General features: G+C 68.9%; 15 protein-coding genes. 4 read left to right on the plus strand and 11 right to left on the minus strand.

Annotated features, from left to right (window positions below; genetic code table 11):
- Positions 1 to 25 precede the first annotated feature (25 nt).
- Positions 26 to 1,027, minus strand: coding sequence for a prolyl aminopeptidase (pip, locus tag CJ301_RS05875; protein ID WP_099275280.1), 1,002 nt, complete (start codon positions 1,025 to 1,027; stop codon positions 26 to 28).
- 63 nt (positions 1,028 to 1,090) lie between these two features.
- Here pip and ubiG point away from each other — a divergent pair, with 63 nt between their 5' ends.
- A complete protein-coding gene (ubiG, locus tag CJ301_RS05880; protein ID WP_099275282.1) occupies positions 1,091 to 1,858 on the plus strand; it encodes a bifunctional 2-polyprenyl-6-hydroxyphenol methylase/3-demethylubiquinol 3-O-methyltransferase UbiG in 768 nt (255 codons plus the stop codon).
- 22 nt (positions 1,859 to 1,880) lie between these two features.
- Here the strand turns inward: ubiG and CJ301_RS05885 are convergent, their stop codons facing one another.
- From CJ301_RS05885 to CJ301_RS05900, 4 genes are read right to left on the minus strand one after another with little or no spacing between them, the layout of a single operon-like run.
- On the minus strand, positions 1,881 to 2,324 hold the full coding sequence (locus CJ301_RS05885; protein ID WP_099275284.1) for a MarR family winged helix-turn-helix transcriptional regulator: 444 nt from the start codon (positions 2,322 to 2,324) through the stop codon (positions 1,881 to 1,883).
- Entirely contained in the window at positions 2,321 to 3,154 is an 834-nt protein-coding gene (locus CJ301_RS05890; RefSeq protein WP_099275692.1) for a carbon-nitrogen hydrolase family protein, read from the minus strand. The genes CJ301_RS05885 and CJ301_RS05890 overlap by 4 nt, the downstream gene beginning before the upstream one ends.
- Positions 3,154 to 3,423 (minus strand): glutaredoxin 3, encoded by a 270-nt coding sequence (gene grxC / locus CJ301_RS05895; RefSeq protein WP_099275286.1) that lies wholly within the window; start codon positions 3,421 to 3,423, stop codon positions 3,154 to 3,156. Before grxC ends, CJ301_RS05890 begins: the two co-directional genes overlap by 1 nt.
- Positions 3,424 to 3,458: 35 nt before the next feature.
- Positions 3,459 to 4,178: a ComF family protein gene (locus CJ301_RS05900; RefSeq protein WP_099275694.1), complete on the minus strand. Its 720-nt coding sequence runs from the start codon at positions 4,176 to 4,178 to the stop codon at positions 3,459 to 3,461.
- A 22-nt stretch (positions 4,179 to 4,200) separates the two neighbouring features.
- Between CJ301_RS05900 and CJ301_RS05905 the strand changes: the two genes are divergently transcribed.
- Together CJ301_RS05905 and hemH are read left to right on the plus strand one after the other, a co-directional pair.
- Positions 4,201 to 5,040 carry a methyltransferase domain-containing protein gene (locus tag CJ301_RS05905; protein ID WP_099275288.1) on the plus strand — a complete coding sequence of 280 codons (840 nt, stop codon included), beginning with the start codon at positions 4,201 to 4,203 and terminating at the stop codon, positions 5,038 to 5,040.
- A gap of 127 nt (positions 5,041 to 5,167) precedes the next feature.
- The gene (gene hemH / locus CJ301_RS05910; RefSeq protein WP_099275290.1) at positions 5,168 to 6,217 is read left to right on the plus strand and encodes a ferrochelatase; all 1,050 of its coding nucleotides are present in this window, start codon (positions 5,168 to 5,170) and stop codon (positions 6,215 to 6,217) included.
- Between the two features lie 110 nt (positions 6,218 to 6,327).
- On the opposite strand, the gene CJ301_RS05915 is transcribed toward hemH, so the two are convergent.
- A complete protein-coding gene (locus CJ301_RS05915) occupies positions 6,328 to 6,726 on the minus strand; it encodes a cytidine deaminase (protein WP_099275292.1) in 399 nt (132 codons plus the stop codon).
- Positions 6,727 to 6,923: 197 nt separating this feature from the next.
- Complete coding sequence (locus CJ301_RS05920; RefSeq protein WP_099275294.1) at positions 6,924 to 7,523, minus strand: L,D-transpeptidase; 600 nt, start codon at positions 7,521 to 7,523, stop codon at positions 6,924 to 6,926.
- Positions 7,524 to 7,688: 165 nt separating this feature from the next.
- Here CJ301_RS05920 and CJ301_RS05925 point away from each other — a divergent pair, with 165 nt between their 5' ends.
- Positions 7,689 to 8,198: a CAP domain-containing protein gene (locus CJ301_RS05925; RefSeq protein WP_099275298.1), complete on the plus strand. Its 510-nt coding sequence runs from the start codon at positions 7,689 to 7,691 to the stop codon at positions 8,196 to 8,198.
- 79 nt (positions 8,199 to 8,277) lie between these two features.
- Here CJ301_RS05925 and CJ301_RS05930 read toward each other — a convergent pair whose 3' ends face one another.
- The 4 genes from CJ301_RS05930 to CJ301_RS05945 form a co-directional block, all read right to left on the minus strand.
- Positions 8,278 to 8,772, minus strand: a complete 495-nt coding sequence (locus tag CJ301_RS05930) for a L,D-transpeptidase family protein (protein WP_099275696.1) — start codon at positions 8,770 to 8,772, stop codon at positions 8,278 to 8,280.
- Between the two features lie 87 nt (positions 8,773 to 8,859).
- Positions 8,860 to 10,110: a class I SAM-dependent RNA methyltransferase gene (locus CJ301_RS05935; protein ID WP_099275300.1), complete on the minus strand. Its 1,251-nt coding sequence runs from the start codon at positions 10,108 to 10,110 to the stop codon at positions 8,860 to 8,862.
- A gap of 17 nt (positions 10,111 to 10,127) precedes the next feature.
- Positions 10,128 to 11,960: an ABC transporter ATP-binding protein gene (locus tag CJ301_RS05940; protein ID WP_173812330.1), complete on the minus strand. Its 1,833-nt coding sequence runs from the start codon at positions 11,958 to 11,960 to the stop codon at positions 10,128 to 10,130.
- Positions 11,957 to 13,822 carry an ABC transporter ATP-binding protein gene (locus CJ301_RS05945; protein ID WP_099275302.1) on the minus strand — a complete coding sequence of 622 codons (1,866 nt, stop codon included), beginning with the start codon at positions 13,820 to 13,822 and terminating at the stop codon, positions 11,957 to 11,959. The genes CJ301_RS05940 and CJ301_RS05945 overlap by 4 nt, the downstream gene beginning before the upstream one ends.
- Between the last annotated feature and the right edge of the window lie 81 nt (positions 13,823 to 13,903).

A 13,903-nucleotide genomic window follows, 5' to 3' on the forward strand; every position in this document is an offset into this window, starting at 1 on the left:
TCTGTAAAGCCTTGTAAAGATTACGCTACGTCGCGCGTCCGAAGATCGGGCCGTCATTGCCGCGGCCCAAAGCGTCGGTCGCGCGCACCAGCTCGGCCGAAATCCCCGGCTCCGACAGCGCATGGCCCGCGCGCGGGATCATCCTGAGCGTCACGGCGGGCCAGAGCGCCGCCAGCCGGTGCGCGCCCGCGGGCGGGCAGATCATGTCGTAGCGCCCCTGCACGATCAGACCGGGGATCTGCGCGATCCGGTCCATCCGTTCGAGAATGCCCTGCCCCGGCGCGAGAAAGCCGCGATTGTGGAAATAATGGTTCTCCAGCCGGGCGAAGGCGCGGGCATATTCCGCCGGCCCCTCGCCCATCGGCCCGTCATTGTCGATCGAGGCGAGCGCGTTCTCCCAGCCCGCCCAGGCCCGCGCATGGCGCAGCTCGCAGCCGCCGTCGCCCGAAAACAGCCGCCGGTGATAGGCGGCGATGAGATCGTCATGCTCGTCTTCGGGGATCAGCCCGGCAAAGCGCGCCCAGAGCTCGGGCCAGAACTGCCCCGCGCCGCCGCCATAGAACCATTGCAGCTCGGGCTCGGTCATCAGGAACACGCCGCGCAGGATGAGGGCCGCGGCCCGCTCGGGGTGGGTCTGCGCATAGATCAGCGCCAGCGTCGCCCCCCATGAGCCGCCGAACAGCACCCATTTCCCGATCCCGAGCATCTCGCGGATATGCTCCATATCCGCCACGAGATGCCATGTCGTGTTGGCCTCGACGCTGGCATGCGGGCGCGAGCGGCCGCAGCCGCGCTGGTCGAACAGGATGACGCGCCATTGCGAGGCATCGAAATAGCGCCGCATCGCCGGGCTGCAGCCGCCGCCCGGCCCGCCATGCAGCACCACCACGGGCTTGCCATCGGGGTTGCCGCATTGCTCGACATAGATGCGATGCCCGTCGCCGACATCGACCATGCGCTGATCGAAAGGCTCGACGGGGGGGTGAAGATGCGCGATGGCGCGGCGGTGACCTGAGACCTTGTCCATGTCCGACCTATATAGGCACAAGAGCCATGCCGTCACCCGCCCGCGCCGAAGAAGGACCAGATCATGCCGCAGCCAGACGCCCCCCGCTCCACCATCGATGCCGAGGAGGTCGCCAAGTTCGAGGCGATGGCCGCCGAATGGTGGGACGAGAACGGCAAGTTCAAGCCGCTGCACATGCTCAACCCCTGCCGGCTGGGCTACATCACCGACCAGATCGCGGCGCAGTTCGGGCGCGACCTGTCGGCCAGGCAGCCCTTCGATGGGCTGCGCATTCTCGATATCGGCTGCGGCGGCGGGCTCTTGTGCGAGCCGATGGCGCGGCTCGGGGCTGAGGTGGTCGGTGCCGATGCGGCCCCTCGCAACATTCCCGTGGCGCGGCTCCATGCCGAACAATCGGGCCTCGAGATCGACTACCGCCACACCACCGCCGAGGACATGGCCGCGGCGGGCGAGCGCTTCGACGTGGTGCTCAACATGGAGGTGGTCGAGCATGTCGCCTCGCCGATCGACTATCTCACCGCCTGCCACGACCTGCTGCGCCCCGGCGGGCTGCACATCTGCTCCACCCTCAACCGCAACGCCAAGAGCTTCGGCATGGCGATCCTCGGGGCGGAATGGGTGATGCGCTGGCTGCCCAAGGGCACGCATGACTGGAAGAAGTTCATCACCCCCGACGAGCTCTTCGACCTGCTGAAGCGCGCAGGGTTCACCCCGGTGGACCGCAAGGGGATGGTGTTCAACCCGATCTCGTGGAGCTGGTCGCTGTCGGAGCGCGACCTGTCGGTGAACTACGTCACGGCGAGCCTGCGCCCCGAGCGGGTGACGCTCTAGGCCGAAGGGCGCGGATGGGGCTCTAATCCACGTCGGAGAGACGAAGCCGCAGCTCGCGCAGCACCGGCAGCGCCGCGCGGGCGCGCTCGACACCGACCCGCTCGACCACGTCCGAGACGATCGGCGTGATCGCGGCGACGGCGGCGTTGCGCGCCCCGAGCCCGGCGGGGCTGATCGCCACCAGCTTGCGCCGCGCATCGTCCCAATCGGGACGGATATGCACCCAGCCCGCCCATTCGAGCTTGCCCAGCGTGTTGGTCATCGCGCCGCGCGTCAGGTGGAAGGTTTTCGCAAGCTGCGCGGGCGTACGCTCGCCGCCCGAAAAGGCGAGGTGGTTGAGCACCGAGAAATGCGACAGCTCCATCCCCTTGGGCAGCACCTTGGACATGGTGTTGCGCGCCAGCTGGTCGACCGCGAGGATCTCGCTGAAGAGCGTGATGGCGAGGTTGTCGACAGGCTGGGTCATGCGGGTCCATCATAGGCGCGGTCATGGGTAAGCGCGGGAACGCGCTGCCGCGCTTGTGCCACCTCCGTCGGGTCCAGATCAACGATGGTGACGCCGCATGCCGTCCCGGCATCGGCCAGCACCTTGCCCCAAGGGTCCACCGCGAGGCTGTGACCCCATGTCTCGCGCACCCGTCCCGCGCTTGCGGGGTGCCGCCCGGTCTGTGCCGCCGCCAGCACGAAACAGCCGGTCTCGATCGCGCGGGCGCGCAGCAGCACCTCCCAATGCGCGGCGCCGGTGACAGGCGAGAAGGCCGACGGCACGAGGAGGATCGCCGCGCCCGCCTGCGCGAGATCACGGTAGAGATGCGCGAAGCGGACGTCGTAGCAGATCGTCAGCCCGAGCGGCGCCAGCGGCGTCTCGGCCAGCACCGCGCGGCCCCCGGGGCGGTAGCCGGCGCTTTCGCGGTAGGTCTCGGTCTCGCTCACCGCGACGTCGAACATGTGGATCTTGTCGTAGCGGGCGTGGATCGCGCCATCCGGCCCGATCAGCAGCGAGCGGTTGGCGAAGCGCCCGTCGGCATCGCCGGTCTTGACCGCGATGGAGCCCAGCGCCAGCCAGATCCCGGCCCGCGCCGCCTCCTCGCGCATCGCCGCGAGCATTCCATCCTCTGCCTCCGGGCGCAGCACCTCGTCCTGCCGCGCGCGGCTCGAAGAGACGCAGTTCGAGACCTCGGGCGTGCAGACCAGATCCGCCCCCTGCGCCACCGCCTCCCGGACCATCCCGCGCAGGGTTTCGGTGTTCTGCGCGGGATCGTCCGAGGCGGTGGTCTGCAAGAGCGCGGCGCGGATCACTTGCCCAGCATCGGGTCGAGCCCGCCGCGCCGGTCAAGCAGCGCCATGTCGTCATAGCCGCCGACATGGGTGCCGCCGATGAAGATCTGCGGCACGGTGCGGCCGCCATTGGCGCGGCGCTGCATCTCGGGGCGGCGGTCGGGATGGGCCACCACGTCGATCTCGGTATAGCTGACGCCCTTCTGCGCCAAGAGCCGCTTGGCGGCGTGGCAATAGCCGCAGGTGGGCGAGGTGTAGATCTCGATCTGGGGGGTCGCGTCGGGCATGTCCGGCCTCCGGAATTGGGGTGGTTTCCCCTGATCTAGGGGTCCGGGGCGGCGCGGGCCAGTGCCACGACGCAGATCGCGCGCGCGCCGGCGGCCCGCGCGGCCCGCGCGCAGGCGCCCAGCGTGGCGCCCGAGGTCAGCACGTCATCGACCAGAAGCACCATCCGTCCGCCCATCCGCACCCCGCGCCTTGGATGCGGCCGGATCGCGCCGTCGAGCGTGGCGCGCCGCGCCTCGGCGTCCTGCCCGGCGAGCGTGGCGGTGGCGCGGTGCCGCCAGAGCGCATCGGCGCAGACCTCGCGGCCCAGCGCGCGGGCGATGCGCGCGGCCAGCAGCGCCGACTGGTTGTAGCGCCGCCGCCAAAGCCGCCCGCGATGCAAGGGCACCGGCACGACCAGCGTGTCGGGCTCCGCCAGATCCGCCGCCGCCCGCGCCATCCACAGCCCCATGGGCCGTGCCAGATCGGTCCGGTCGGAATGCTTGAGCCCAAGCACCAGCCGCCGCGCACCATCGCGGTACTGCAGCACCGCGCGCGCCCGCCCCCATGGCGGCGGCGCGGCAAGGCAGGCGTCGCAGCGCAGATCGGGCTCCGCCTCGCCCGGCAGGGGCCGCGCGCAAAGATCGCACAGCGCGCCGCCAAGAAACGGCGTCTCGCGCCAGCAGGCGCCGCAAAGCGCGTGATCCGCCTCGGTCATATCGCCGCAGCCCATGCAGGCCGGGGGGTAGATCGCCCTCAGGACGCTTTGCATTCCCATCATCGCCCCCTATCTCGGGCGCATGTCACCGACCTCAGATCCGGCCCAGCGCCCCGCCCTGTTCGACCGCCCCGCCATCGCGCGCCACCGCGCCCGCGCCGCCCGCGCGCCAGCGCTGTTCCTGCAGGAGGCGGTGGCCGATGATGTCGAAGATAGGCTCGCGGAGGTTAACCGCGCCTTTACCGACGTGGCGGTGGTCACGCCCTGGCCCGATCTCTGGTCCCGCCGCCTGCCCCATGCGCGGATCATCCCCGATGACGAGACGCTCGATCTCGTCCCCGGCGCGCAGGATCTGGTCATTCACGCCATGGCGCTGCACTGGGCCGAGGACCCGATCGGCCAGCTCATCCAATGCGCCCGCGCGCTGCGCCCCGACGGGCTTTTGATCGCGACGCTGCTGGGCGGAGAGACGCTGTCGGAGCTGCGCACAGCCCTCACCGCCGCCGAAACCGCCGTTACAGGCGGGCTGTCGCCGCGCGTCGCCCCGATGGGCGAGATCCGCGATCTCGGCGCGCTGTTGCAGCGCGCGGGGCTGGCGCTGCCCGTGGCCGACGGCACACCCTATGACGTCAGCTACGAGACCCCGTTCCACCTGATGCGCGATTTGCGCGCCATGGGCGAGACCAACGCCATGGCCGGACGGCTGCGCCGCCCGACCCGGCGAACGGTGCTGGCCGAGGCGGCGCGGCTCTATGCCGAGACCAACAGCCGCGCCGATGGCCGCGTGGGCGCGCGGTTCGAGGTGATCACCCTGACCGGCTGGGCGCCCTCGGCCGACCAGCCGCAGCCGCTGCGCCGCGGCTCGGCCACGCACAGCCTCGAGGAAGCGCTGCGCCGCGCCCGCGACGAAAGCGCCGATTGACCCCGCCGCCCTCGTCTCAGACCCTGTTGCAGTGAGATGCCTTGTTGGCCGGGCCCGTAATCCCGCTACTTCGCTTCGATGGAACACCCGCCGAACGCCCGCCGAACGCCAGACCCGAGGACAGACGATGCTCGACGCGACCCGCCCGACCCATGCCCCCACCGATCACCCGGCCCTGCCGACATCGCGCGTGGGCATCCTCGTCGCCAATCTCGGCACGCCCGACGGCACCGATTACCGCTCCATGCGGCGCTACCTGTCGGAGTTTCTCTCCGATCGCCGCGTGGTCGACACGAATCCGCTGATCTGGCAGCCGATCCTGCAGGGCATCGTCCTGTCGAAGCGGCCGCAGAAATCCGGCGCGGCCTATCGCACGATCTGGAACGAGGAGCTGAACGAAAGCCCGCTGCGCACGATCACCCGCCAGCAGGCCGACGCGCTGCGCGCCCGGTTCGAGGCGGAATACGGCGAGGGCGTGCAGGTCGAGTTCTGCATGCGCTACGGCAATCCCTCGACCCGGTCGGTGGTGCGCCGCATGGTCGAGAATGGCTGCCGCAAGATCCTGTTCTTCCCGCTTTACCCGCATTACGCGGGCGCGACCTCGGCCACCGCCAATGACGCCTTCTTCAAGGCTCTCTCCAAGGAAAAGTGGCAGCCCACGGCCCGCGTGGTCGACCCCTATTTCGACCGGCCCGACTATATCGAGGCGCTGGCCAACTCGGTCCGCCGTGCGCATCCCACCCCCGAAAGCCGCCCCGAGGTGCTGGTCTGCTCCTATCACGGCCTGCCCAAGCGCTACCTGCTCGAAGGCGATCCCTATCATTGCCAGTGCCAGAAGACGACGCGGCTGTTGCGCGAGGCGCTGGGCTGGGAGGAGACGCGGGTCGTCACCACCTTCCAGTCGGTCTTCGGCCGCGAGGAATGGCTCAAGCCCTACACCGTCGAGGAGGTGGCCCGGCTGGCCAAGGAGGAGGGCGTGCGCAAGCTGTCGATCTGCGCCCCCGCCTTTTCGGCCGACTGCATCGAGACGCTCGAGGAGATCAACGAGGAGATCCGCGAGAGCTTCGAGCATGCGGGCGGGGAGAGCTTCACCTACATCCCCTGCCTCAACGATCATGCCGAGCATATCGACATGCTGGAGCGGGTGATCCGCGAGAATCTCTCGGGCTGGATCTGACACGAAGATGGGGCCTCACGGCCAGCCCTTTGCATGTCGTGGTGCGGGTGACCGATACCAAGGCTCCGAGTGGAATGCCCGCTCGGAGTTCTTGTCTGCTTCGCTTGCCGCTATCTGTAGGCAGCCGACCAATGAAAGGGCTGAAGCTCCGCGAGACGACGGAAATCGAGCTTGTTGTCAGGGTTCGTAACAGCGACGAACACGTCAGGACCCCAGAACCTGAGCCGTTCCTGGCAAATGCCACAGGGGCTGAGTATCTTGAAAGGCTTTCCTTCACACTCTCTGTAAATGCAAAGGCTATGAGTAACTGACTGATTCTGCTTGTGAGCTTCCAGGATGCCGCCGACTTCCATGCATAGGGAAAGAGCGTCCAACTCCACATCAGGCGCGACGCTGGTGATTATCTTGCCCGACATCAAGCGGATCGAAGCCGCGCCTCCCCAACCGGTTTCGTACCGGGCTTCTATGAGTTCAACGGCTGCTTGAAACAATTCTTCTTCGACGGTCATACCCCGACGATACAGGCTCTTCGAACGACAGCAAACTCCGCCGGGCGGACATCAAGCATGCATGGTTCCCGTAGGTTGTTCAGGACCCCGCGCTCGGGATACCTTTGCGCTTGCAAGAGCCTTCGCCGAAGGCCGCATCACGAATTCCGAGGGGCCGGGCCCTCCGGCCCCCTTTGTCATGCAGAGGTCCGGTCGCCTCAGATCAGCATGACCTGCGTGCCCACCTTCGACAGAACGAACAGCTCGGCGATATGCTCGTTGTAGAGACCGATGCAACCATTCGAGGAGCGCCGCCCGATCTTGCGCGTGTCATGCGTGCCGTGGATGCGGTAATACTGCCATGTCAGCCACAGCGCATGGGTGCCGAGCGGGTTGTCGGGACCGGCGGGGATGTATTCGGGCCATTCGGGATTGCGCTCGCGCATCGAGGGGGTGGGCCGCCAATCGGGGCCTTCGACCTTCTTGATGATCTCGGTCCGGCCCAGCCGGGTCAGATCCGCCGTCAGCGGCACCGAGCTGGGAAAGAGCCGGTAGACGCTCTCATCCTCGCTCCAGAAATGCAGCGCCCGGCTTTGCGTGTCGGCGAGGATCGCGCCGCCCCGCAGATCCGCGAAATAGGGCCGCCAGTCGAGCGCGCGAAAGCTCGACAGGTTGCGGCTGACGGCGCCCGAAAGGTCGCTCTCGATTTCGGTGGAGCCGGTCAATGCCAGCGCCGGGCTGGCGAGGGCGGTGGCGCCGAGTGCGGCGGTGGCGGCGAGGAAGCCGCGGCGGGTGGGGGCCTTGGGGTCGTGACCCATGCGAATCTCCGGCAAAGGGGGTGACGTCACGCCACTTGCGTAAGCCGCGCCCCCCTGTCGCGCAATCGGCCTCGCGCGGCGCTGGGCGGCGCGGCGCCGATCCCGTTTGCCCTGCCGCACCGCTGCCGCTAATCAGGCGCAAGTTCTGATTTTCACAGGTGACGCATGCAGCGACGCGAGCTCATTCTCGGCCTTCTTCTCACCGGTCTTTCGGCCTGCGCGGCCCCGTCGGGCCGGATCGGCCCCGACGGGCTGCCGTTGCCGCAGGTCTACCGCATCAAGCCCGAGGACGAGGCGCAGATCCCGTTCCGGATGCTCGACGCGGTCAACACGCTGCGCCGCGCGCGCGGGCTCTCCGCGCTCACGCTCAATGCGCAGCTCAACGCCGCCGCCGCGACCCATTCGCGCGACATGAGCATCCAGAACCGGCCCTGGCATTTCGGCTCGGACGGCTCCTCGCCGGTGGACCGGCTGCGGCGCGTGGGCTTCACCGGGCGGCTGGTGGGCGAGACGATCTCGGAAACCTACGAGACCGAGCTCGAGACCCTTGCCGCCTGGATGGAGGAGCCCGCCACGCGCGACGTGATCCTCGATCCGACCGCGACGCGCCTGGGGCTTGCGTGGTTCCAGGAGCCCGCCGGCAAGATCTGGTGGACCATGGTGCTCGGCGCCTGAGCCGTTCGGAGGGCCGCAGATGAAACAGGGGCGCCGCGGCGCCCCTTTTCGTGTTCGGTCATTCGGAAGCGTGCCGGGCTCAGGCCTTGACGAAGACGGGCGTATAATCGCCCACCATCGTATAGATCTCCTCGACCTCGTGGTTCATCACGGCGATGCAGCCCGCGGTCCAGTCCTTCTTGCCGACGACCTCCTCGGGCGTGCCGTGGATGAAGATCTCGCCACCGGGGCTGCGGCCATGGGCGGCGGCAAAGGCGCGGTCGCGGGCGTTGGGATAGGAGATGCCGACCGAGAGGTGATAGGCGCTCTGCGGGTTGCGGCGGTCGATGATGTAGGTGCCCTCGGGCGTCTTGCCGTCGCCCTCGAACCGCTTGTGCCCGACGGGGGCGAAACCGAGCTGGAACGGGTAGCTCTTCAGCGCGGTGTTGCCATGCATCAGATAGAGTTTGCGCCGCTCCTTGAAGGCCATGATCGAGGTGACCTGCGGCCCGTTGTAGCTCAGCATCTTGCTGCCCGAGCAGGCGGCGAGAAGCGCCGGCGCGGCGAGAAGGATCTTGCGTCTGTCGATGGTCATGCTGCCCATTGCCCCGGTCTGAAGCCGTTTCGCGATATCTAGCAAATCCGAAAAATCGCGCCTAGGGGCCAGCTTCTCGCGGCAGGGTTAGCCTCTGGTGAATCGTGTCGCCAACTCCACATGCGGCGACCAGCGGAATTGGTCGACCACGGTGACGGGGCCCATCTCGAACCCCTTCTCCACAAGGGTCTTCGCGTCTCGGGCAAAGCTCGCGGGGCTGCAGGAGACCATCGCGATCACGGGGATGTGAGATGCGGCCAGCGCCGCCACCTGCGCCTGCGCGCCCGCGCGGGGCGGGTCGATCACCGCGGCGTCGAATCGCGCCAGCTCATCGGGCAGCAGCGGCCGGCGGAACAGGTCGCGCGGCTCGGTCGTGATCCGCTTGAGCCCCGGCGCGCCGCGCCAGCCCCGGTCGAGTGCCGCGAGCATCGCGGCCTCGCCCTCCACGGCGTGGATCTCGGCCCGCTCGGCCAGGGGCAGCGAGAAGGTGCCGCAGCCCGCGAAGAGATCGACGATCCGCTCGGCCCCCGCGACGGCCCCGGTCACGCAATCCAGAAGCGCCGCCTCGCCATGCGCCGTGGCCTGCAGGAAGGCGCCGGGCGGCGGCACCACGCGGGCGCGGCCCATGCGCTGCACCGGCGGCTCCAGCTCGGCCACGATCTCCTCGGCCCAGACCAGCCGCGCCAGCCCCGCCTCGCGCGCGACCTCGGGCAAGGACAGGCGCAGCTCCTCGGTCAGCGGCTTGTCGGTGTCGATATGCAGGTCGGGGCCCGCCTCGCTGTCGGTCACGGTGAGCCCCGCCTCGCCCTTGCGCGAGGCGGCGAGCATGGCGATCCGCTCCAGCGCCGGGATCAGCGCGGTAAGCTCGGGCAGCAGCAGGCGGCAACCGGGCACCTCGATCACCGTGTCCGAGGCGCGGGCGTGAAAGCCCACCAGCGCGCCCTTCTTGGTGCGCCGCCCGGCGAGCCGGGCCCGCCTGCGGCTGTCGGCGGGAGAGGTGAGGACGCGGGCGATCTCGCCCTCCAGCCCTTGGGCGCGCAGCGCGGTGCGCACGATCTCCGCCTTCCAGCCTTCGACGAAGCCGTCGCTCGCATGCTGCATGGCGCAGCCGCCGCAGGCCTTGAAATGGCGACAGGGCGGCGCGACCCGCTCGGGCGAGGGCGTCACGATCTTCGGGCCGTCCTTCGAGAGTGTCACCACCTCGCCGGGCAGCACGCGCGGCACCAGCGTGCCGCCTTCGGTGCGGCCCATGCCGTGATGGGTCACCGATACGATGCTCACCTCGCCCTCGGGCGCGGGATCGGGCTGCGGGGTCTTCGGCGGCAGGGTCTCGGTCATGGCGTCATCCTCAGGCTTTATTCCGCGGCCTCCTGCCCGAGAAAGCCGCCCGATTGCCGGGCCCAGTATCGGGCATAGACCCCATCGCGCGCCAGCAGCGCCTCATGCGTGCCCTGCTCGACGATGCGGCCGCCCTCCATGACCACGATCCGGTCCATGCGCGCAATGGTCGAAAGCCGGTGCGCGATGGCAATGACGGTCTTTCCTTCCATCGCCTCCTCCAGCGCGGTCTGGATCTGCGCCTCCACCTCCGAATCGAGCGCCGAGGTCGCCTCGTCGAGCACGAGGATCGGCGCGTCCTTGAGCATGGCGCGCGCGATGGCGATGCGCTGGCGCTGCCCGCCCGAAAGTTTCACCCCGCGTTCGCCCAGATGCGCGTCATAGCCCCTGCGCCCCTTGGCATCCGCCAGATCGCGGATGAAGCCATGCGCCTCGGCCCGCCGCGCCGCGCGCTCGACCGCCTCCTGCCCGGCATCGGGGTAGCCGTAGCGGATGTTGTCGCGGGCCGAGCGGTTGAACATCGCGGTGTCCTGCGTGACCATGCCGATCTGGCGGCGCAGGCTTTCCTGCGTCACGCCCGAGATGTCCTGCCCGTCGATCTCGATCCGGCCCTGTTCCACGTCATAGAGCCGCAAGAGCGCCGCGACGAGCGTCGACTTGCCCGCGCCCGAAGCCCCGACGATGCCGATCTTTTCGCCCGGGGCGATGTCGAGATCGATGCCGCGCAGCCCCCCCGCGCCGCCGCCATAGGTGAAACGGACGCCGTCGAAGCGCACCCGCCCCTCGCGGACCTCGAGCGCATGCGCGCCCTCGCGGTCGGTCAGCCCATGCGCGGGCGAAAGCGTGTGGATCGCGTCCTCGACCTCGCCGAGATTGGAATACATCCCCATCAGGGTGAAGCTGACCCAGCCGGTCATCTGCGCCAACCTGAGAGAGATCGCGCCCGCGGCTGCGATGTCGCCCGCGCTGGCGCCGCCGCGGGTCCAGAACAGGAGCGTCGCCCCGGTGACGATCACCGGCAGCACGCCCGCCAGCGCCATCAGCCAGAACCGGAACCCCGCCGAGACCGCGCCGAAGCCCAGCGCCCGCTCGCGGTATTCATGCATCGCGCCCAGCGCCGCGTGGTCCTCATGCTCGGAATGGCCGAAGAGCTTCACGGTCTTGATGTTGGTGATGGTGTCGACGACCTGCCCCGTCACCATGGCGCGGGCCGAGGCGCGGGCAGTGGAGGAGGCGCGGATCTTGGGCATGTAGAGCCGGATCAACGCGACATAGCCCAGAAGCCAGAGCGTCAGCAGCCCCGCCGTCAGCCCGTCGATGGTCAGCAGGAGCGCCGCCGAGCCGATGAGCGAGGCCAGCGCGAAGAACACGGTCTGGATCGTGTCGACGGTGAGCTCGGTCGTGGCGCGCGCGGCCTGCATCTGCTTTTGCGCGATGCGGCCCGCGAAATCATTGTCGAAGAAGCTGACCGCCTGGCCCAGCGTGTGCCGGTGCAGCCGCGACAGCACCAGCGTATAGATCGAAGGCGAAAGCACCACGCTCTGCATCAGCCCCGACAGCCCCATGACAACGGGGCGCAAGAGGATGAAGAAGGCCGCGACGCCGAGCAGAAGCCCCGTATTGCCGGAAAAGAAGCCGCCCGGCTCCGAGGCCAGCGCCGTGTCGATCACCCGGCCGAGGATCAGCGCCGAGAGCACCTCCAGCACGCCCGCCGCCATGGAGATCGCGGCGCCGAGGCCGGTGACGGCGAAGCTGCCCGAGAGCGCCCAGCGCAGGAAATGCCACAGCGTGCCGGGGGGCGGGCCGTTCGCGGGGCGAAACGGCGCGATCAGGCGCGAGACATCGATCATTCGGCAGCCTCCGTGGATTTCTTGTCGCGCGCGTCCAGCCCGAGAAAACCGCCCGACTGGCGCGTCCAGAACCGGGCATAGATGCCGCCCCGGGCGAGCAGCGCGTCATGCGTGCCGTCCTCGACGATCCGCCCCTCCTCCATCACCAGCACCCGGTCCATCCGGGCGATGGTCGAGAGGCGATGCGCGATGGCGATGACGGTCTTGCCCTCCATCATCTCGTGCAGGGTCGACTGGATCGCGGCCTCGACCTCGCTGTCGAGCGCCGAGGTCGCCTCGTCGAGCACGAGGATCGGCGCGTCCTTGAGGATCACGCGCGCAAGCGCGATGCGCTGGCGCTGACCGCCCGAGAGCTTCACGCCGCGCTCGCCCACCTGCGCGTCGTAGCCCGCGCGCCCTTCGCCATCGACGAGGTCGAGGATGAAGTCATGCGCCTCGGCCTGTTTCGCGGCGGCGATCATCTCGGCCTCGCTCGCCTCGGGTCGGCCATAGAGGATGTTCTCGCGCACCGAGCGGTGCAGGAGCGCGCTGTCTTGCTGCACCATGCCGATCGCCTGCCGCAGGCTGTCCTGGCTGACGCGGGCGATGTCCTGCCCGTCGATCTCGATCCGGCCCTGCTCGGGGTCGTAGAAGCGCAAGAGCAGCTTCACGAGGGTCGATTTGCCCGCCCCCGACGCGCCGACGAGGCCGATCTTCTGGCCTGCCGGGATGGTCAGGTCGAGCGGGCCGACGCCGCCCGCGTCGCGGCCATAGCGGTGGTTGAGACCCGACAGGGCGATCTCGCCGCGCGTCACGTTCAGCTGCCCGGCGCGCTCGTCATCGGTGAGGGTGATCGGCTGGGCGATGGTGCGCATGCCCTCGGCGATGACGCCGAGATTCTGGAAGAAGTTGGTCACCGCCCACATGATCCAGCCGGTCATGGCGTTGAGCCGCAGGCACAGCGCCGTGGCCGCCGCCACCACGCCGACGCTGGCAAAGCCCCCCGCCCAAAGCCAGATCGCCCAGCCGACCACGCCGACGATCAGCAGGCCGTTCAGCACCGAAAGCGACACGTCCATGATCGTGTAGAGCCGCATCTCGCGCTGGAAGGTGGCGCGGGCCTGTTCGATCACCTCGCGCGCGCCGTCGAGCTCGCGGTCGTGATGGGCGAACATCTTGACCGAATGGATGTTGGTATAGGTGTCGACCACCCGTCCCGTCACCGCGCTGCGCGCGTTCGAGGCGGCCTCGGAGGCCGGGCCGATCCGTTTCACGGTCCAGCGCATCAGCGCGGCATAGAGCGCGAACCACAGCAGGAGCGGCAGCAGCAGCCGCGGATCGGCGCCCCACAGGAGCACCGCGGCACCGGCGACATAGGCCAGCGCATAGGTGATCGCGTCGAAGACCTGGAACACCACCTCGCCCGCGGCGGGGGGCGTCTGCATGATGCGGTTGGCGATGCGGCCCGCGAAATCATTCTCGAACCAGCCCACGGACTGGCGCAGCACGTGCCGATGCGCCCGCCAGCGGACGGTGGTGCCGAAATTGGGCAGGATCGCGTTGTTCAGGAGCAGCACGCTCGCCGCCTGCAAGGCGGGCCTGAGCAGCAGGATGAAGGCCGCGACCGCGATCAGCTCGGCCCCGTGCTCGGCCAGCACCGCGCCCGGCGCGCCGCCGCTCAGCATGTCGACCAGCCGGCCCATATAGGCCAGGAGCCAGATCTCGACCACGGCGACCACCACCGACAGGATGCCGGTGATCCAGAAGACACGCGCGAAAGGCCGGGCATAGCCCTTCAGGAAGGGCCAGAGCCGGGTCGGTGGCGTATCGGTCTGCTCGTAGGGTCCGTAAGGATCGACGAGGCCTTCGAAGAAACGGAACATGGGACGCCTCGCTTGCGTGCCACCGGCATATAATCCGGATCGCCGCGAAGGAAAACGCAAGGCGGGATCTCCGCCCGCCGC

The organism is Limimaricola cinnabarinus, from assembly GCF_002723615.1.
Taxonomy (GTDB): domain Bacteria; phylum Pseudomonadota; class Alphaproteobacteria; order Rhodobacterales; family Rhodobacteraceae; genus Limimaricola; species Limimaricola cinnabarinus_B.